General features: G+C 65.9%; 20 protein-coding genes and 2 pseudogenes. 11 read left to right on the top strand and 11 right to left on the bottom strand.

Going from position 1 to position 17,020, the window contains the following annotated elements:
• Positions 1-19 precede the first annotated feature (19 nt).
• Together MET2598_RS0118305 and MET2598_RS0118300 are read right to left on the bottom strand one after the other, a co-directional pair.
• The gene (locus tag MET2598_RS0118305) at positions 20-277 is read right to left on the bottom strand and encodes a hypothetical protein (protein WP_018261853.1); all 258 of its coding nucleotides are present in this window, start codon (positions 275-277) and stop codon (positions 20-22) included.
• An 88-nt stretch (positions 278-365) separates the two neighbouring features.
• The gene (locus MET2598_RS0118300; RefSeq protein ID WP_012331756.1) at positions 366-575 is read right to left on the bottom strand and encodes a hypothetical protein; all 210 of its coding nucleotides are present in this window, start codon (positions 573-575) and stop codon (positions 366-368) included.
• A 1,362-nt stretch (positions 576-1,937) separates the two neighbouring features.
• On the opposite strand from MET2598_RS0118300, the gene MET2598_RS0118295 reads away from it, so the two are divergent.
• The 3 genes from MET2598_RS0118295 to MET2598_RS0118290 all read left to right on the top strand — a co-directional run bounded on the left by MET2598_RS0118295 (position 1,938) and on the right by MET2598_RS0118290 (position 3,615).
• On the top strand, positions 1,938-2,144 hold the full coding sequence (locus MET2598_RS0118295; RefSeq protein WP_236728750.1) for a hypothetical protein: 207 nt from the start codon (positions 1,938-1,940) through the stop codon (positions 2,142-2,144).
• Between the two features lie 345 nt (positions 2,145-2,489).
• Entirely contained in the window at positions 2,490-2,714 is a 225-nt protein-coding gene (locus MET2598_RS40495) for a hypothetical protein (protein WP_085984460.1), read from the top strand.
• A gap of 148 nt (positions 2,715-2,862) precedes the next feature.
• Positions 2,863-3,615 (top strand): IS6 family transposase, encoded by a 753-nt coding sequence (locus tag MET2598_RS0118290; protein WP_018261851.1) that lies wholly within the window; start codon positions 2,863-2,865, stop codon positions 3,613-3,615.
• 553 nt (positions 3,616-4,168) lie between these two features.
• Here the strand turns inward: MET2598_RS0118290 and MET2598_RS0118285 are convergent.
• Positions 4,169-4,351, bottom strand: a complete 183-nt coding sequence (locus MET2598_RS0118285; protein WP_012331759.1) for a hypothetical protein — start codon at positions 4,349-4,351, stop codon at positions 4,169-4,171.
• A 318-nt stretch (positions 4,352-4,669) separates the two neighbouring features.
• Here MET2598_RS0118285 and MET2598_RS0118280 point away from each other — a divergent pair, with 318 nt between their 5' ends.
• The 4 genes from MET2598_RS0118280 (at position 4,670) to MET2598_RS0118265 (ending at position 7,834) form a co-directional block, all read left to right on the top strand.
• A complete protein-coding gene (locus MET2598_RS0118280) occupies positions 4,670-5,128 on the top strand; it encodes a YsnF/AvaK domain-containing protein (protein WP_036270432.1) in 459 nt (152 codons plus the stop codon).
• A 3-nt stretch (positions 5,129-5,131) separates the two neighbouring features.
• Positions 5,132-6,037: a YsnF/AvaK domain-containing protein gene (locus MET2598_RS0118275; protein WP_018261849.1), complete on the top strand. Its 906-nt coding sequence runs from the start codon at positions 5,132-5,134 to the stop codon at positions 6,035-6,037.
• Between the two features lie 935 nt (positions 6,038-6,972).
• Positions 6,973-7,629 (top strand): hypothetical protein, encoded by a 657-nt coding sequence (locus MET2598_RS0118270; RefSeq protein WP_236728749.1) that lies wholly within the window; start codon positions 6,973-6,975, stop codon positions 7,627-7,629.
• Positions 7,622-7,834, top strand: a complete 213-nt coding sequence (locus MET2598_RS0118265; RefSeq protein WP_012331763.1) for a hypothetical protein — start codon at positions 7,622-7,624, stop codon at positions 7,832-7,834. Before MET2598_RS0118270 ends, MET2598_RS0118265 begins: the two co-directional genes overlap by 8 nt.
• 487 nt (positions 7,835-8,321) lie before the next feature.
• Here MET2598_RS0118265 and MET2598_RS39425 read toward each other — a convergent pair whose 3' ends face one another.
• The 3 genes from MET2598_RS39425 to MET2598_RS41295 all read right to left on the bottom strand — a co-directional run bounded on the left by MET2598_RS39425 (position 8,322) and on the right by MET2598_RS41295 (position 10,002).
• Positions 8,322-8,705: a helix-turn-helix domain-containing protein gene (locus MET2598_RS39425; protein WP_084673868.1), complete on the bottom strand. Its 384-nt coding sequence runs from the start codon at positions 8,703-8,705 to the stop codon at positions 8,322-8,324.
• Between the two features lie 450 nt (positions 8,706-9,155).
• Complete coding sequence (locus MET2598_RS0118260; RefSeq protein ID WP_018261847.1) at positions 9,156-9,335, bottom strand: hypothetical protein; 180 nt, start codon at positions 9,333-9,335, stop codon at positions 9,156-9,158.
• 151 nt (positions 9,336-9,486) lie between these two features.
• The gene (locus MET2598_RS41295; protein ID WP_157182198.1) at positions 9,487-10,002 is read right to left on the bottom strand and encodes a hypothetical protein; all 516 of its coding nucleotides are present in this window, start codon (positions 10,000-10,002) and stop codon (positions 9,487-9,489) included.
• Between the two features lie 66 nt (positions 10,003-10,068).
• Between MET2598_RS41295 and MET2598_RS0118250 the strand changes: the two genes are divergently transcribed.
• The gene (locus MET2598_RS0118250; RefSeq protein ID WP_018261845.1) at positions 10,069-10,326 is read left to right on the top strand and encodes a hypothetical protein; all 258 of its coding nucleotides are present in this window, start codon (positions 10,069-10,071) and stop codon (positions 10,324-10,326) included.
• Between the two features lie 59 nt (positions 10,327-10,385).
• On the opposite strand, the gene MET2598_RS0118245 is transcribed toward MET2598_RS0118250, so the two are convergent.
• Positions 10,386-10,604 (bottom strand): hypothetical protein, encoded by a 219-nt coding sequence (locus tag MET2598_RS0118245; protein ID WP_236728748.1) that lies wholly within the window; start codon positions 10,602-10,604, stop codon positions 10,386-10,388.
• 260 nt (positions 10,605-10,864) lie between these two features.
• Between MET2598_RS0118245 and MET2598_RS36835 the strand changes: the two genes are divergently transcribed.
• Complete coding sequence (locus MET2598_RS36835; RefSeq protein ID WP_236728747.1) at positions 10,865-11,239, top strand: hypothetical protein; 375 nt, start codon at positions 10,865-10,867, stop codon at positions 11,237-11,239.
• 385 nt (positions 11,240-11,624) lie between these two features.
• Here the strand turns inward: MET2598_RS36835 and MET2598_RS0118235 are convergent, their stop codons facing one another.
• The gene (locus MET2598_RS0118235; RefSeq protein ID WP_012331767.1) at positions 11,625-12,932 is read right to left on the bottom strand and encodes an MFS transporter; all 1,308 of its coding nucleotides are present in this window, start codon (positions 12,930-12,932) and stop codon (positions 11,625-11,627) included.
• Positions 12,933-13,180: 248 nt separating this feature from the next.
• Between MET2598_RS0118235 and MET2598_RS0118230 the strand changes: the two genes are divergently transcribed.
• Together MET2598_RS0118230 and MET2598_RS0118225 are read left to right on the top strand one after the other, a co-directional pair.
• Positions 13,181-13,933: an IS6 family transposase gene (locus MET2598_RS0118230; RefSeq protein ID WP_018261843.1), complete on the top strand. Its 753-nt coding sequence runs from the start codon at positions 13,181-13,183 to the stop codon at positions 13,931-13,933.
• A gap of 328 nt (positions 13,934-14,261) precedes the next feature.
• Positions 14,262-14,462: a hypothetical protein gene (locus tag MET2598_RS0118225; RefSeq protein WP_012331768.1), complete on the top strand. Its 201-nt coding sequence runs from the start codon at positions 14,262-14,264 to the stop codon at positions 14,460-14,462.
• A gap of 52 nt (positions 14,463-14,514) precedes the next feature.
• Here MET2598_RS0118225 and MET2598_RS41290 read toward each other — a convergent pair whose 3' ends face one another.
• From MET2598_RS41290 to MET2598_RS36825, 3 genes and pseudogenes are all read right to left on the bottom strand, one after another.
• The gene (locus MET2598_RS41290; protein WP_157182197.1) at positions 14,515-14,667 is read right to left on the bottom strand and encodes a hypothetical protein; all 153 of its coding nucleotides are present in this window, start codon (positions 14,665-14,667) and stop codon (positions 14,515-14,517) included.
• An 804-nt stretch (positions 14,668-15,471) separates the two neighbouring features.
• Positions 15,472-16,194: pseudogene (locus MET2598_RS36830) on the bottom strand (IS256 family transposase); the annotation flags it as partial.
• Between the two features lie 53 nt (positions 16,195-16,247).
• Positions 16,248-16,988: pseudogene (locus MET2598_RS36825) on the bottom strand (IS6 family transposase).
• Positions 16,989-17,020: the final 32 nt, after the last annotated feature.

The following is a 17,020-nucleotide window of genomic DNA, read 5'->3' as shown; positions in this document are numbered from 1 at the left end:
GCCCCGTCGCCGGTCGGCTTCAGATCGGAACGGTGGCCGGCTTCGCCTCGGAATGACGGCCGGCTTCAACTTGGAACCCCCGGCCGGCTTCGTCGGAATACGCACCCGCGGCATCGTGCCAGCACTCGACCGTGAAGCACTCGCGGGTGAGTTCCCCGGGCACGGTGAACTGCCAGCGCCGCACGCGCCCGATCAGCAGCCCCTCGCGGTAGACCCGCTTGTCGCGCGCGACTGGGTCGCCCTCGTAGTGCCAGTGATCATCGACCCGGATCTGCATGACCGACGACGCTCCGAACGGAACGGCTATTCTGGCTCGACCACCCCAGGGCGCAACGCGAGGAATGCATTGGACACGGTGTCTGCGGTTACAGCCGCTCGAAGGCGGCTCGCCCGGCCTCATTGACTCGGACTACGCCGCGGAGCGCGTCATGATCCACCCAGCCTCGAGCGACCAAGCTCGGCACGAACAGATCATCATTCGGGTGGAGGTACGGATCATCCTCCAACGCGAACAGCGGCACCCACCCGTCTATCTCGTCTAGGACGTTCAGCAGGCGGCTCTGCTCCACCCTCATCACGCGTTCCTCAGCCTCTCTGCCGCGGGTAGAACACAGAGCTTGGCCGGAAAGGTCTATCAGGGCCGGCTACGCACGGCCGGTCTGTACTATCGCGCCAGCGCTGCGAGCGCCTTATCCAAGCAGGTAAAGCCTGACAGTTGTAACTTCCGTTGGAGGTTAGATGTGCACCTAACTCTGGCCTGAGAAACAATCATTGCACTTTCCTCGTTGCCGTACATTGCCGTGTAAGCGCAATTTCGGAGCAGATCCCGTGCCAGATGTCGGCATGCATTCAAGCATTACATTTAAGGAACGCGGCAGTGCTTTCCTCAATGGAGAGAGGATCGCCCTGCATGTCTGCCCCTTGTGCTCGCAGCGGAATTTGTCCGCTGCCGCGCTGCAGGGGCGTTGCGTTTGGTGCGACTACGTCCCTGACGCACGTGATATCGAGCCCGCCGACGCGCCCGCGCCATGATGCGGCTTCGCATTCTCGATCCGAGTACAGGCGAAGTGGTCACAGTCACCGTGCTGGATCTTTCAACCCTTGAACCCTTCGACCGAGACGGAGCTTTGGCACAGGCTCCAGAAGCAGGTCCCGAGCGGACCGAGGCGGCTCCGTTGCCCTCCTCACCGGAAGGGTAAGACCGGCACTCCCGAAGCGGGCCGTGGCGCAAGTCGGACCATTAACGGACCCCTGCCTCAATCCGCGCACCCTGATTGTTCCTCCCAGGGGACCACATGGCGACGATCCGCATCCTCGACCCGCTGACTGGCCGTGTCGTCTTGGTCCACCTACCGTTGCCTGCGGTTACGCATCCGGCTCCACGCCCTGCCGCAGCCGTTCGATAGCCGCATCGAGGGCCGGTGCAGGGCGCGACGGCGCCGGAGACGCCGCTGGCGGTGCCGCCGAGCGCCGTCCCGGCAGCTTGACGACCGTTCCGCTTGCCGCCGCACCTCATGCACCAGTCCCTCGGCATAGCCGCTCCAGAGTTGGATTGAGGGACGACAGCGGTTCGGCCGATCTGGAGGGCCGTGGATGGACGCGGCGGTGCAGGTGGGAGTGCCGGCGATCGGCAGAACGGGCGCCACGGGCCGCCTGAGCCGCCCTGCTGGGCTCGCGAACGCGATGCCATGGCGCCTCATCGTTCGGAGCGCACGCGCTGCGGGCCGGCTACATCACCACGGCCGCGGAGCGCGGGGCCGACACGGCCCGGATCATGGACCAGAGCGGCTATCGAGATCCGCGGACAGTGGTGGGCTCCATCCGGCGGGCGAATGCCTTCAAGGGGCACTCGGGGCAGGGTTTCTGTAATGGAGCGTCCACGTCGCGTCGGCATGGCTTGGTACCGGTCCGAGGACTACGCCCGGATGCGAGCCTTCATGCAGGACGCAGACCGGCTACCCACCAGCTACGAAGCTTGGCGGATCTCGGCGGAGCAGGTGGAGGGCGAGGTGACGCGCAGCGGCGTGACCATGGTCCGCGTCCTCGTCGAGCCCGATGAGTTCGCCGCCGGGTGCAACGAGCACGGATTGCAAGCCGATGGCGCCGCGCGAGCCCGGTTCGCGAACGAGAGGATCGCGGGCTGAGGCGCCTCATGGATCCATCAGGGTACCACGCCCTGAACACCTGCTCGGCCGTCGTCCATCCCGAAGGCGAGATCCGATATGCCTCTCCCGACCGAGCATCAAGTCCGCGCCTTGCCCGCCGGAGCCCGGCCGGCGCGCGAGGTCCGATGAGATCAAGGCGTCATCGCGCGGGGCCGCGGCAGGTTCCGGCAGCGCGGCGGCCATCAGGCTTTCCGTTTCTCCTCCCGGCCTTCGCAGAGCACCGTCATCGGCCTTCTGCCACACAAGGTTTGTGTGATCCGCCTCACGGAAGCCGATCTCAGCCGACGCCATCCTGCTCTCACCTGACATGAAGAGGAGCAGGACATGATCAAGACCATTCTGAGCGCTGCCATCATCTCCGGCGTGGCCGCTGTTGCCCTGGCCGGATCTGCGGAAGCACGTGGCTTCGGTGGGCGCGGGTTCAGCGGACACGGCTTCCATCACGGCTTCCACGGTGGTGGCTTCCATCGGTTCGGCGGCTTTTACAGCGGTTCTTACGACCGTTGTGGCTACGGCTGGGGCTACTCGCGTGTCTGCTATTCCCGCTAAGGCACTCTGAAGCCGGGCGGCTCTCATCGAGAGATGCAGGGCCGCCCTAACCCGCGTCAGATGGGCGTGTCGCAAACGCGGATGGGTCCGCATTCACAGGCCGTTAGGCATACCCGCCCAGCTTGCCGCTCCGCTTCGGAGCTGGCCCATGATCCTGAACGCTCTCGCCCTCAAGCTGAAGAGAAAGGCCCGCGGCGACTTCCGGGGCCGGCACTTCGAAGCCGCCCTCATTGTCCAGGCCGTCTCCTGGTACCTGCGCTACGCGCTGAGCTATCGTGACATCGAGGAGATGCTCCTGGAGCGCGGCCTCACGGTCGACCACTCCACCGTCAACCGTTGGGTGCTCGCCTACGCGCCGGCCATCGAGCGCCGCCTGCGCCGGTTCCGCAAACCGCACTGTGGCTCCGTGCGCGTGGACGAGACCTACATCCGCGTCCGGGGTCAGTGGCGCTACCTGTACCGGGCCATCGACAAGCATGGCGAGGCGGTCGACTTCCTGCTCACCGCCAACCCCGACCTGGAAGCCGCCAAGCGCTTCTTCCGCAAGATGCTACAGGATCATCCGCTTCTCGCGCCCGACCGGATCGGCACTGACGGCGCCGGCCCCTACTCGCCAGCCATCGCCGAGAGCCGCAAGGAGGGCCTGCTGCCGCGCGCTCCGACCCACCACGTCAGCAAGCACCTGCAACAGGGGATCGAGAGCGACCACTTCCGGGTGAAGCGGGCGATGCCGCGGGTGGGCGGGTTCCGCTCCTTCACCACGGCCCGGCGCACGATCCAGGGCTTCGAGGCGATGCTGTGGCTGCGCAAGGGCTTCGGGTTCGCGGGCGCGTGGACCGTGCGGGAGCAGAACCACCTGCTGGCCACCTGCTTCGGCCTTCCCGTCGCGAACAAAGCGTGAAAGCGGGGCGGCAGAGATCCTTCCGCGGCCTGCAGCCGGGTTTGCGACAGGCCCCCGGACTGCACGAACTCGCCGAGCGCCTGGCGTAGGGCGGTGTAGCGAGCACTGACGGCGTCCTCCCGCGTAGAAGGAGTTTCGGTCGGGGCACGCCGGAACACGCGCATGGCTCTCGTCGCGTGAGCGGGAGGTCGGTGAGCTTGTCCTACACCGACAAAGATTAAGGCCATCTGGCAGATGAATGGAACCTGCTCACGCTCGCGGCCCGGCCCTCCTGCGCTCGCATCTGTGCCCAGCGGCGTCAGCGCCGCTGGGCAGTCGTCCGCGCCCGCAGAGTATGACGGCAGCCTTGGCCAGCCAGCCGCGGCAGCACGAGGCGAGCTGAAGGTCGTCCTGGGTAACCACCGAGATCGCGCTGTCAGAGCGTCTCGCACCCCGTCGACCAGGGAGATCGGAGCGCAGATCACCAGCCGATGGAGGGCCAGGCCTTTCGTCACGCGCTCACCGTCAGCAGGATCTCCTGCCCGTGCGGGTGAACCTGGCGAAGCTTGGCTCCTCAGACAAGGAGCGCGATCAGCAAGTCGGCCACGACGCCGCCGGTCACGGCGAGGCCCAGCAGAACAACGCTGCTCAGCTGATCGAGAGTGTTCACGTCCCGGCTATCCCGGTGGAGCACCTGGTTGGCGGGCCCGTTGCTGGCAGAGGTCGTCTTCACGTTGGGGTAAACGCGTACGGTCATGAGCGCCTCCTCGGGGTGAAACGTCTCTCTCCAGCAAAAGTGTCAGCTCGGCGTCGGCCGTGCTGGCTCCACTTTCGCCAGGCTTGAGGGCTGCCCAAAACAGCAGAGTCCGGAACTTTGATCTGTTTCGGGTAATTCACCCAAGCTCTCCACTGTTGCGGAAAACCGGACGAAAACAGAAGCCCTTTACATACGTTGGAACCCTGGCGTCAGTCCCTAGTTCCTCTGCCGAGCAGGTGGTGAACGATGACGCGAGGCTCTGACCCGAACGAAGGCGTGAATGGCGACGATCAGCCCAGCTCTGTTCATCATGCAGAGATGCGGGCGGAGACACCCGTAAGCACAAACAGGTCGGCTGATCGCTCGGGAATATACCAAAGCATTCCGCTGGCTGAGGAAAGCGCCCGGATCGACAAGCGCGTGGTCGAGACGGGGCGGGTGAGGGTGCGGACCCACGTCGCGCTGAGCGAGCAGGTGCTGCGCGAGATCCTGCGCAGCGACGCCGTCGACGTGAGCCGCGTCCCGATCGACCGCGTCATCGCCGAAGGCGAGCCGGCCCCTCAGGTTCGCACCGAGGCGGGGGTGACCATCATCCCCGTCCTGGAAGAGGTCCTCGTGGTCGAGAAGCGCCTCATCCTCAAGGAGGAGGTGCATATCCGCCAGACGACCCGGGGGGAGGACGTGGAGCTCCCCGTCACCCTGCGCCGCCAGCACGCGACCATCGAGCGTCTCCGGCCCGATGGCACCCCCAATCCCGATTTCCCCATGGAGGAGTAGAGCATGTCGCAGACCATCACGGCCCTCTTCGACAATCGCCGCGAGGCCGAGGCCGCCGTCGAGCGCGTCGTCGCGCTCGGCGTGCCCCGCGCGCGCATCCGCCTCTCTCCGGAGACCCAGAGCAGCACCACGGCGACGGGCACGTCCTACGACCATCGCCGGGACGAGGGCGGCTTCTGGGCGTCCCTGAAGGACATCTTCATGCCCGACGAGGACCGCTACGCCTACGCCGAGGGCATGAGCCGGGGCGGCACCATGGTGATCGTCACGGCCGAGCCGGGCGATGCCAGCCGGATCGCGGACGTGCTCGAGGGCGCGGGCGCGGTGCACATGGACGAGCGCGAGGCGGCGTGGCGCCGCGAGGGCTGGACCGGCTACTCCGCCGCCTCCTCGGGCACCGCCGCGACGACCGGAACCGCCGCTTCGGCCTCCATGGCGACGGCCGGGCCGGCCGCGACCGCGCGCGGTGGCACGGTGGCGACCGGCACGACCGCGGGCCGCGACGAGACGATCCCGGTGGCCGAGGAGCGGCTGCGGGTCGGCAAGCGGGTGGCCGAGGCCGGCCGCGTGCGGGTGCGTTCCTACGTGGTGGAGACGCCCGTGCAGGAGCAGGTGGCTTTGCGCGAAGAGCGCGTCCATCTCGAGCGCCGGCCGGTGGACCGGGCGCCGACCCAGGCCGACGAGCGGCTGTTCGCCGAGCGGACGATCGAGGCCGCCGAGCGGGCCGAGGAGGCGGTGGTCTCGAAGGACGTCCGCGTGAAGGAGGAGATCGGGTTGCGCAAGGACGTCGAGCAGCGCACCGAGACCGTCACCGACAAGGTCCGCCGGACCGAGGTCGAGATCGAGGACGAGCGCGGCAAGGTCACCCGCACCGGCACGACGGACACCCCCACCACGCCGCGGCGCTGACCACCTCGACGGCGATGGCGCGGCCCAGGTGTGGCCGCCCCACAACGGCGCCACCCGTCCGCACAATGGCCCCTCGCTCAGACTGGGCGAGGCGCCGTGCCGCATGTCCGTGCACCGGATCCTGAACCCGAAGGCGGCGTGACGGGCGGGCCGCAAGGAGACGTGACAGCCACCCTCGGCCCGGTGGCGACGCGGCCGGAGCCTACCTGCACGCTGAACGGTTCGGCCGCGCCACGGGGACACCTTCTCGGGTCCTGTCTCCGGCGCAATTCGCGTCGAGTGCGGACAGGAATAGCGGCCCGGGTGGCGCGATCAACCCATGTTGTCGAAGCCATCCCTTCGGCACACCCGCATCGACACTGAGCCGGCCGGGCCACCACCCCCGCGCCGGCTTCTCTTTGCGACGAGGAGCCTGGCGCAGGCCAAGATGTTGGTCGATCGGACAGGCACCAGTTTCCCCTGTGAACGACGCCCGGCAAGGTCCTAACCCTCCGCCGGGCGTTCGCGCGTCTGGATGCGGGCCATTCAGCGCGGAACTTAAGCATTCAAGGAAAGTTCCTGCTCCGCTCAACCGCCCGGCGGGAGATCCTTCATGAGCCTCGGCACCGACGGTAAGCGCGCCAATCAGGCGCCTTAAACTTTGGTTAAAACACAGATACGCCGCGGCTGTGCTTAGTGCAGCAGAAGCATGATTATAGCAAGGCTTACGCTTGCCGTGCTGAGAAGGCCGATACTTGCTACCGTTTCTGCGATCATCGCCGCCTCCCTATGCTTGTTGAGACTGGCCATAGCGGGCATCAGGTGATTTGGCAACTCGGAGAGGCGGCCTAATTCATGCTCAGGTCACACATATCTAGCCAGTAATCAGCTTGCACACGGTCCAATCGACGGCCTTAAGTGCCTCGGATTGTTAACTGCCAATGACACGCGACCGGATGCCGAGGGAACTGGCCGGGCAGTACGCTGCCGCCCGGCTGAGCGACGCCGAGTACGAGAGATTGGACCGGGAGATCCGCGCGAACGTGCCGGTGCAGAGCCGGCGCTTCTGGGCCAAGCGGGTGAGGCCAAACCTCGGGAGACGTGCCGCCTCCCACCACCGCAGGATCGCCTGTAGCGGCCCGCTGCCGCCCACGCTCGCCGTCCTTGGCGTCATGGGGGACGCGCTGCGGTCCGAGATGTCGGTAGCCGAGATTGCCGCTAGAGCAGGTGTCTGCATCCGAACGGCGCAGTCTGCGTTGGGACTCGCGGAGAGGGGCGGCCTGCTCACCATCACAGAGCGGCCGAGGAAGGGCGCCAAGTCGATGACCAACGTGATCGACGTGACAAGTCGCGAGTGGCAGCAGTGGTTTAGCCATTCCCGGCGGCGGAGAGGAATAGGGTGCAAGCCGCTGCACCCCTCAGGTATGCAGAGTTCTCCTAATACGCCGGAACGGGTCGGAGACGTCGTTCGGCTCTCGGTGAAGCGGGCGGCGGCACCCTCGGTGCGCGTCCCAGCGATGGTGTTGCCAGCCCCGGAGGAGCCGAAGGAAGGGTCAAAGGCCGCCCTGGCGCGCTTTCAGCGGGCCTTCGTCAGGAACAGCGACGATGTCTGAGTTCTCTCGGATCAAAGAGACTGTCGATCGCGTCCTGGTTTCGAGTCAGTCAGACGAGGTGACGCGCATGCTCGCGACAGCTTTGCGCCAGATGGCGGACATCGTAGAGCACCAAAGCTGGCGTATCGCGACACTGGAAGAAGCGAACCGCGAGACGGAACGTCGTCTCTCTCCGCGGGATGATGAAGAGCCGCCCGTCCCGTGAAAGAGGGTACCGGCCGCGCCTCTCACCATGTCGATGACCGCCGGCTCTCGGTGTTGTTGCGGTCACTGCCGAGTGGGCCGTGCCAAGCTATCGTCCAGACCTGGCAGACGGGCGAGACTACTTGGACGCGACCGGCGCGCAACTCGTTGGGAGCGGAGAGAAAAGCCCGCCGCAGCAGGGCCGGGCGGGCTGAAGTACAGCTCAAGACGCTCACACCAAAGCACGATGTTCCCGGCAACGAAACTATCATCATGCTGCGCTGTGCTGGATTGTGTGGTTTCAGGCAATTTGAGCGGTGCGATTATAGCCAAGCAAGTCCACATTTCAACGTAAGCTAACGGATTGCCCGCTGCACGTTCCTCAGGTCAGTGCCGTCTGCACATTGCGCAGGTTGAGCGCTGTCATGTCGGAGAAGCCGGTCGTTCGCATAATCGGTAGTATGGGGCGAGAAGCGTCCACTACGGCGGAACGGCACCAGGTGGCGCATTCACTCAGGCAAACGCCTGCGCTGACGAACACGAGCACCGTCTGGACGCTCCGCACAACAAAGCGGTTCAACCTGCTGGTGCTTCTTCCGCCATGCGCTTGGCGTCGTGCCGGTCCAGCGCCGGAAGGCGTGCGTGAACGCGGCCGGCTCCGAGAATTCCAGCGCGTCCGAGATCTCCGCCAAGCGCATGTCGGTGTTAACCAACAAATGCTTCGCAACGTTAAACCGCGCTTCGTTGAGAACTTTCGTGAAAGTTGTACCCTCGGACTTCAGCCGGCGGCTTAGTGTGCGCCGAGTGAACCCAATCACCTCTGCGACTTCTACTTCACTGATTGGCATTTCAATCACAAAGGCGCGCAAACGTTGAGAGAATGTGTCTGCCATGTCTGGAGCGGATACGATAGTCTCGGAACGCAAAGCTAAGCAAGCCCAACAGACTTGTGAGTATGGAATCAATACTATCCATCGCGTGATAGCGCAACCCGCGGCCGGATCAACGAACCCTGTCGGGCCGGCATCTCGCGCGCGGGGCGGCGCGGGGCGCGTAATGGCCCGTATGGGACCCGTTATGGCGCCTTTGGACAGTCTCCGAAAGCATTCCGGCGTGCCTCAGACTGGCCGTCAGTCGAGGGCCAGTCTATCGTCCTCCGGCGGGACCTTGCGGGCCACCATCTCGACTGTGCTAGTCTTTGGGCGTCCGCTCCAGGCCCGCACGCCCGGAGCAGGGCCGCGGGCCGGGTCCGAAAGCGGCACTGAAGACCCGGCCCGCTCAAAGGAACGCCGGCTCGGGAGGGGGAAGCCCGGCCGGCGTCGAAGGGGGAAGGTCCATACTCCTCATTCATCGCGTGGCCGCCCGGTCGGTTCCGGCCGCTGAGCCGCGCCGGCGTACCTCTCCGCGATGCCCTCCACGATGGCCCGGAGGTTCGCGACGACCCACGAGCAAGCCGGCGGCCGGCCGGCGTTGAAGAACCAATCGCCCGTGTCGGTCGGCTCGATGATGAGCGCCTCGGGCACGCGGTCGAGGTCGCCATCCCTGCCTGCCAGTGCTGGATACGGTTGCCGGGGCCCTGGTGAGATCGGCGAGCCGGCCGGCACCGAAGTGCTCCGCCGGCACGGGATCATGGGCGGTCCAGTTTATGGCTCCAGCTCGTCGGCCATTTCGGCGCTACGCATCGTCGGGATCTTGCTTGCCGCCTTCGATGACCGAAAAATTCATCCGATGATGTATCGAGTATGTTTGTTTGATCGCTTGCAGAAAAGATGCGTGTCCAGGATCAAGGTTTGCAAGAAATCCATCGAGGGCCGACTCTGTTTCTTTCTCGTTGGTAAGGCCACTGCGCTCCAATACACGCAAAATGTGCCTGAGGATCAGAGCGGTTCCTATTTGAACAGCATCAACGGAAACCGGCTCTTGATCGGCCATTGACGCATTCTCCCTCTTGTCCTCAGCCGCGGCGTTGGCGGGCATTGTCCACCTTGCTGGGAATAGTTCGGTCGAGGCTGGCGTCATACGCCTGGAGCCCGGCCCCACACCGCTACTCACCATTTCGTGGATCTCAGTGTTGCCCTTGGCGCCGGTCACGTCGACGTTGATCGCTACGCAGTTCGGCGCGGTCGACTGGTTCGAGTTGGCGCCGACCTGCATCGTGACAGGGATCCACTTGCCGTTCGGGAGCGGCACGTAGGCTTCCGGCTTGCGCTCCTCGCCGATCTCGCTCCGGCCCGGCCGTACGCCTACATCCCCGCCATGCCCGACACGCCCACCGTCGGCGAGCTGTTCAAGCTCAACGCTGTCACCGACGAGCAGCTCAACGCCGCTGTGCGGGAGTACCTGGACGACCCCACGCCCGACATGCGCCTGATCGCGAAGGGCGTGGCGATCGACATCGCCGCGGCCGTGGCGAACCACGAAATCGCCAGAGACGTGCTGGAGGATCCCGGCCTCGGCGACCGGGCGCGCCGCATGGTGGTCAGGACGGCGATCCTGATGGCGCGGGCCGGTTGAGCGAGACAATCATGGGCCTGATGGGGCCGTCCACCCCATCAGGCCCATCGTCCTCGCGGTCACGGCTGAGCCTGCATGGCCTGGAGATAGGCCCGGCGGCAGTGCAGAGCCGCCAGAGTCTCCTCGATCTCCCGCAGCACTTGGCGCGCCTCCGCGGTGTCCTGGCCGCGGCGCTCCTGGGCCTCAACCAGTAACACCTGCTCGGCTTGGCGCGCGGCCCCCTCGGCGATGAGCTGCTCGATGACGTCGAGGGCGGTGTCCTCGGGAAGCTCGGCCATGGCGGGCTCCATGGGGTCTGACCCTGGATACTCGGCGAGTATGGCGATCAGGGGCGCAATCCGGGACATGAGTGCACCCTTTCCTGCAGTACTTCGTCAACCATCCTGCGGCAGGCTGATCTAGCCGAGCTGATGCCCCATCCTGCTCGGCCCTGGCGGCGGCCCGACACTAACCCGTTCGCAGAGTCTGTCGGGTCGTCGCCTCCAAGATTTCGAGACCGCTCACCCCCGTTGCGTCTCCGGTGCGTCCAGGTGGCACCGTGATCATCGGAGTGCCGCACGTGCCGGCGGCGCACGCCCGGATCCCGAACTACCTGATCAACGCGGTGCCGCATCACCTCACGTGGTGGACAAAGGCGGCGCTGGAAGCGGTCGCAGCCCGGGCCGGTCTGGTCAGCGCCGCGGTCGAGATCGCGCCCTGGAGCGACGTGGATGCGATCGTGTACTGGATGGAGCGCTGCTCACCGGTGAAATGCCGCCAAGTTCATTATCGGCACTCCTGGGCGTGGCACGCCTCCGCGCTGATCGGCTTCATGGGTGGGTTCGTGATGCGGAAGCTCAAGCCGGAGCCGTTCCGCCCCGATGATGAGGGTGCATCACTGCTGCTGGTGGCGCGCAAGCCCGCAATCGCATGATCGATCCGCCTTAAGGTGCACTCAATGCACCAGCTGTGTCTGCATGGTCACGCCCATACGAACTCTTGGGACGGCAGTAGACACCAACTGTGGGCCGGCACCGAACGTTAAGGCGGCGCTCAGCACCCCGTCAGGCCCTCATCTAGCCCAAAGTAAGGCACGCGACCTGCGCTCCCTCCCGGACAGAATTGTCAACAAAACGACGGTTTTTCAACCACTTAATCCTGTAAGGATTGTGTGCCAGGAAATCAAAATCAGACGCCGGCGGTGTCTTGCCCGCCTGCCACACCGAGGTCGCTCGCATAAGAGCGGCGTATGGAACCAGCTCGCAAATCCGCCTTGCGGACTACGCCGCGCTGCCCATCCGCAGCGCGGCAAATATCCCCTACGCCGTCGTACTCGGTGCAGTAGAAACTGCCTCACGCCCGCGCTCTGGCACGAGGGACAGGGCTGCCGAGATTAGCGCGAACAGCACGAGCGGCAGCAAGCTCATCGTGAAGCTGCCACTGGCATCCTTGATCGCGCCGATCAGGTAGGGGCCAAGGAAACCGCCGAGATTGCCTACCGCGTTGATCGCCGCGATGCTGGCGGCGGCGGTAGCAGGACGCATCTGCTCGGTCGCCAGTGCCCAGAACGGCCCCTTCAGCATGTAGACACCGACCGCTGCGACCGTCAGCGCGCAGATGACGGGGACAAGGCCCGACAGCACCGTGCCGCCGGCGAGCCCGAGGGCAAGCACTAGGAAAGAGAGCGCGAGGTGCCAGCGACGCTCTCGCGTCTGGTCGCTGTGGCGGCCCCAGAGGATCATCGCCACCGAGGCGAAGCCGTAAGGGATGCTGTTGAGCAGGCCGGTCTCGAAATTACCGAGGCCGAAACTCTTGACGATCTGTGGCGTCCAAAACGAGAGCCCATAGCTGCTTGCCGTCGAGCCGAAGTAGATTGCGGCGAACAAGATTAGTCGGCGGTCACGCAGCGTCTCCCGCATAGGGGGCTTCGCCTCTCCGCCGCTAGCGTTGTTCCGCCCCGCCTCGCTCCGGAGGCGCAGTTCGAGCCAATCGCGCTCGGCTGGAGGCAGCCACGCGGCTTTGTGCGGACCGTCGGGTAGGACCACGAGCACGACACCTGCCAGCAGCACGGCGGGCAACCCTTCGAGGATGAACAGCCACTGCCAGCCGGCCAGGCCGAGCCCGGTCACGTTGAGCAGCGCGCCGGAGATCGGCGAACCCAGGAACGACGAGATTGGGATCGAGATCATGAAGATGCCGACGATCCGCGCCCGGTACTCGGACGGGAACCAGTAGGTCAGGTAGAGGATCACGCCCGGGAAAAACCCGGCCTCCGCTACGCCGAGCAGGAAGCGCATGGCGAGGAACGACCACGGCCCCTGCACGAACGCCATGGCGACGGAGATCAGGCCCCAGGTCGCCATAATCCGGGCGATCCACAGCCGCGCCCCGTAGCGCTCCAGCATCAGGTTGCTCGGTACCTCCATCAGGAAGTAGCCCAGGAAGAAGATCCCAGCGCCCCAGCCGAATACGGTGGCAGAAAGGCCGATGTCGTGGTTCATCTGGATCGCGGCGAACCCAACGTTCACCCGGTCCAGGAATGAGACGAAGTAGGCAAGGATCAGGAACGGCACGAGCCGCCATCCGATCCGCCGCATCGCCGAGCGTTCCAGTTCGGCATCAACCATGGCGTTCCTCCTCGTTGGCGGCCGTTTCGAGGCCGTTTATGGATGCAGGACCTGTTTATAGAGGTGGCCTGTTCATCTGTTAATTGACGCGACTCCACACTCTGCCGAGAAGGAGACGATTTTGTCGATCCAGCTTGACGACCTCAGGCTCAAAGCCGCGAGGGGCCTGTCGCCTACGCGAATGAGCCGACGTTCACGGGTCGTTAGCCATGCCCGCCCAGCTTGCCGCTCCGCCTCGGAGCCGGCCCATGATCCTCAGCGCCCTCGCCCTCAAGCTGAAGCGGCAGGCCCGCGGCGACTTCCGAGGCCGGCATTTCGAGGCCACCCTCATCGTCCAGGCCGTCTCCTGGTACCTGCGCTACGCCCTCAGCTATCGTGACATCGAGGAGATGCTGCTGGAGAGGGGCATGGAGGTCGACCACTCCACCATCAACCGGTGGGTGCTCGCCTACGCGCCGGCCATCGAGCGGCGCCTGCGCCGGTTCCGCAAGCCGCACTGCGGCTCGGTGCGCGTGGATGAAACGTACATCAAGGTACGCGGCCAATGGCGCTACCAGTACCGGGCCATCGACAAGCATGGCGAGGCGGTCGACTTCCTGCTCACCGCCAACCGCGACCTGGAGGCCGCCAAGCGCTTCTTCCGCAAGATGCTGCAGGATCAGCCGCTTCTCGCGCCCGACCGGATCGGCACGGACGGCGCCGGCCCCTACCCGCCGGCGATCGCCGAGAGCCGCAAGGAGGGCCTGCTGCCGCGCACGCCCACCCACCACGTCACCAAGCACCTGCAGCAGGGGATCGAGAGCGACCACTTCAGGGTGAAGCGGGCGATGCCGCGGGTGGGTGGGTTCCGCTCCTTCACCACGGCCCGGCGCACGATCCAGAGCTTCGAGGCGATGCTGTGGCTGCGCAAGGGCTCCGGGTTCGCGGGCGCGTGGACCGTGCGGGAGCAGAACCACCTGCTGGCCACCTGCTTCGGCCTCGCCCTCGCGAACAAAGCGTGAAAGCGGGGACGGGGAGCCCCTTCTGCCGCCTGAACCCGAGTTTGCGACAGGCCCCTATTGAGTTGGTCTATTCAGGGGATGCGCTCAACCGCGTCCTGTGTAGGACCGGGTTGCTGCACTCTCCGGTGTCCTCCGCCGAGTGCGGCAGGCGGCCGGGCTTGCCGAGAACCTTGAGCCCGGCCGCCGCCCTCAGGCCCGCTCCAAGATTTTGTTCTTAGTAGCAAAGAAGTGCTGGTGATTGTCCGGGTGTGCGACAGAGCACACCCGTGCACCAGAAAGCCAGATACGTCTTCTTCATCGCAACAACGTGAGAGATGAGGAGGATGTCATGAACGCCCACGACAGCACCTTCGAGCAGCACGACGACCGCCAGACCGCCGAGTGCGCCACGGACGAGTTGTCCGCTCACGATCTCGACGCGGTGGTCGCCGGAGCCGGGATCGGCACGGTGGCGCCGGAACAGTTCAAGCCGGGAGGCTACGCCGGGCTCAAGGGATTGTGGTGGGAGTGGACGCACCAGCTCTTCTAATGAAAAAGGCCCGGGTCTCCCCGGGCCTTCTCGTATCAGGTGGGAGCGAGGGTCAGGCGGCGGCGTGGGCCGCCTTCAGGGCCGGGACCTTCTTCTTGTAGTGCTGGACGATCCCATAGGTGACCATCACGCCGCCGCGCAGCGAGAGGGCGACCAGGGCTACGCCGCCCGTTGGAGGATGCGCTGTACCTGGACGGCCGACCACGTCCGGCCCCGCGCCGCCGTGACACTCTCCCTGGTCCAGTCGGACCGGGGAAGGCACGGCCTCCACTCACCCTTGCCCTGTGCCGGTCCGCACAAGCCGCCATGCCCGCGAGGTCCCATGGTGGGCTGTTGCCTCGAGGTGCGGCGGCCGGGCTCGCTGTGCGGGTGGAGCCCGGCCGCTGGCTGCAACGACCGACCGCTGGATCGGGGATGTCAGGCGGTCGCTGCCTTCGCCCTCGCCGGGGAGAGAGGTCGGTCTCGAATAGAAGGGGCGACGGCCCGGGATCTCTGCAAGCGAGAACGAGGTGAACCCGGGTCGCCGCCGTGCCAGCTGGGTGTTCAGCGCGGCAGGCGAAAGGCTGGGTCGGGATGGTTAACAAAGTGCTACCGGCAGCAGAACGCCCGGCGGCTGTCCCCTACCGCCAGGCGTCTGTTCGGCTCAGACCCATGAGACTCACGCAAGTCTGACCAACCCGAGCTCGATTGGCGAGTTCAAGCGTTGCCTTTCCGACTGGCGTTAAATGGCGTCAGATAACGGCCCGGTGCTCTGGGGTCTGTCGCAAACGCGAACGCGCCGTCGTTCACCCGCACGCGCCCGGAGCGCGAGACCGGCCGGAACACGGGCCCTGAGGCGATGCTGGCCGCCCCCAGCCAGTCGGGGCATGTCGCAAAGATTTTTGGCGTAGAAAAGTATGCTCCCAGCATGGACGCACTCCAGTCCGACGGGGCGTATCGGGGGTCGTGTCCCCAGGGGTGGTGTAGCTGCGGCGTGGCGGCCACGGTCACCGGGCGTGGCCGGGGACGATCAAGCTGCCAGGGTGGGCAGGCTGACAAGGGGATCATTGCCGATCGGGGCGATGCTTTCCAGGGTCATGGAGCGGGCGCGCTGGACGGCCCACTCATCGTTCTGCTCGAGCAGGAGCGCGCCGACGAGGCGGGTGATGGCCACCTCATCGGGGAAGATGCCGACCACCTCGGTGCGCCGCTTGATCTCGCCGTTGAGGCGCTCCAGCGGGTTCGTGGAGTGCAGCTTGACCCGATGTGGGGCCGGGAAGCCCATATAGGCCAGCACGTCGGGCTCAGCGTCGTCCATCAGGGCTGCGAGCTTGGGCACCTTGGGTCGGAGCTGATCGGCCACCCGCCGCCATTGCTGACGGGCTGCCTCGGCGTCGTCCTGGGCGAAGGCGGTGGCGATGAAGGCCGACACGACGCGCCGCCCGCTGCGGCCGGCGTGGGCGAGCACGGTCCTCATGAAGGGGACGCGGCACCGCTGCCAGGTCGCGTTCATCACCTTGGCGACCGACGCCTTGAGGCCCGTGTGGGCGTCCGAGATCACGAGTTTGACGCCGCGCAGGCCGCGGCGCGCCAGCTTGCGCAGGAACGCGGTCCAGAACGTCTCGGCCTCGGAGGGGCCGACGTCCATGCCGAGCACCTCGCGTCGGCCATCGCTGTTCACACCGACCGCCACGATCACCGCGACAGAGACGATGCGCCCGGCTTGGCGCACCTTCACGGAGGTCGCATCGAGGGCTTGTCGCAAACTCGGCTGCGAGCAGCAGAAGGGCGTCTGCCGCCCCGTTTTCATGCTTTGTTCGTGATGGTAAGTCCGAAGCACTGCGCGAGCAGCTGGTTCTGCTCCCGAACGGTCCATGCCCCTGAGAACCCGAAGCCCTTGCGCAGCCACAGCATGGCCTCGAAGCCCTGGATCGTCCGCCGCGCTGTGTGAAAGGAGCGGAACCCGCCCACCCGCGTGACCCGGAAGTGGTCGCTCGCAATCCCTTGCTGCAAGTGCTTGGTGACGTGGTGGATGGGCGCGCGTGGCAGCAGGCCCTCCTTGCGGCTCTCGGCGATCGCCGGCGGGTAGGGGCCAGCACCATCGGTGCCAATGCGGTCGGGCGCGAGCAGCGGCTCGGCCGAGAGCATCTTGCGGAAGAAGCGCTTGGCCGCTTCCAGGTCGGGGTTGGCGGTGAGCAGGAAGTCGACCGCCTCGCCGTGCTTGTCGATGGCGCGCTACAGGTAGCGCCACTGACCCCGGACCCGAATGTACGTCTCGTCCACGCGCACCGAGCCGCAGTGCGGCTTGCGGAACCGGCGCAGGCGCCGCTCAATGGTGGACGCGTAGGCGAGCACCCACCGGTTGATGGTGGAGTGGTCGACCTCCATGCCCCTCTCCAGCAGCATCTCCTCGATGTCACGATAGCTGAGGGCGTAGCGCAGGGACCAGGAGACGGCCTGGACGATGAGAGTGGCTTCGAAGTGCCGGCCCGTGAAGTCGCCGCGGGCCTCTCTCTTCAGCTTGAGGGCGAGGGCGTTCACGATCATGGGCCAGCTCCGAGGCGGAGCGGCAAGCTGGG

The organism is Methylobacterium sp. WSM2598 (assembly GCF_000379105.1).
In the GTDB taxonomy this organism is placed as follows: domain Bacteria; phylum Pseudomonadota; class Alphaproteobacteria; order Rhizobiales; family Beijerinckiaceae; genus Methylobacterium.
The sequence above is the reverse complement of the archived record's forward strand: the minus strand, read 5'-3'. Positions and strand labels throughout refer to the sequence as shown.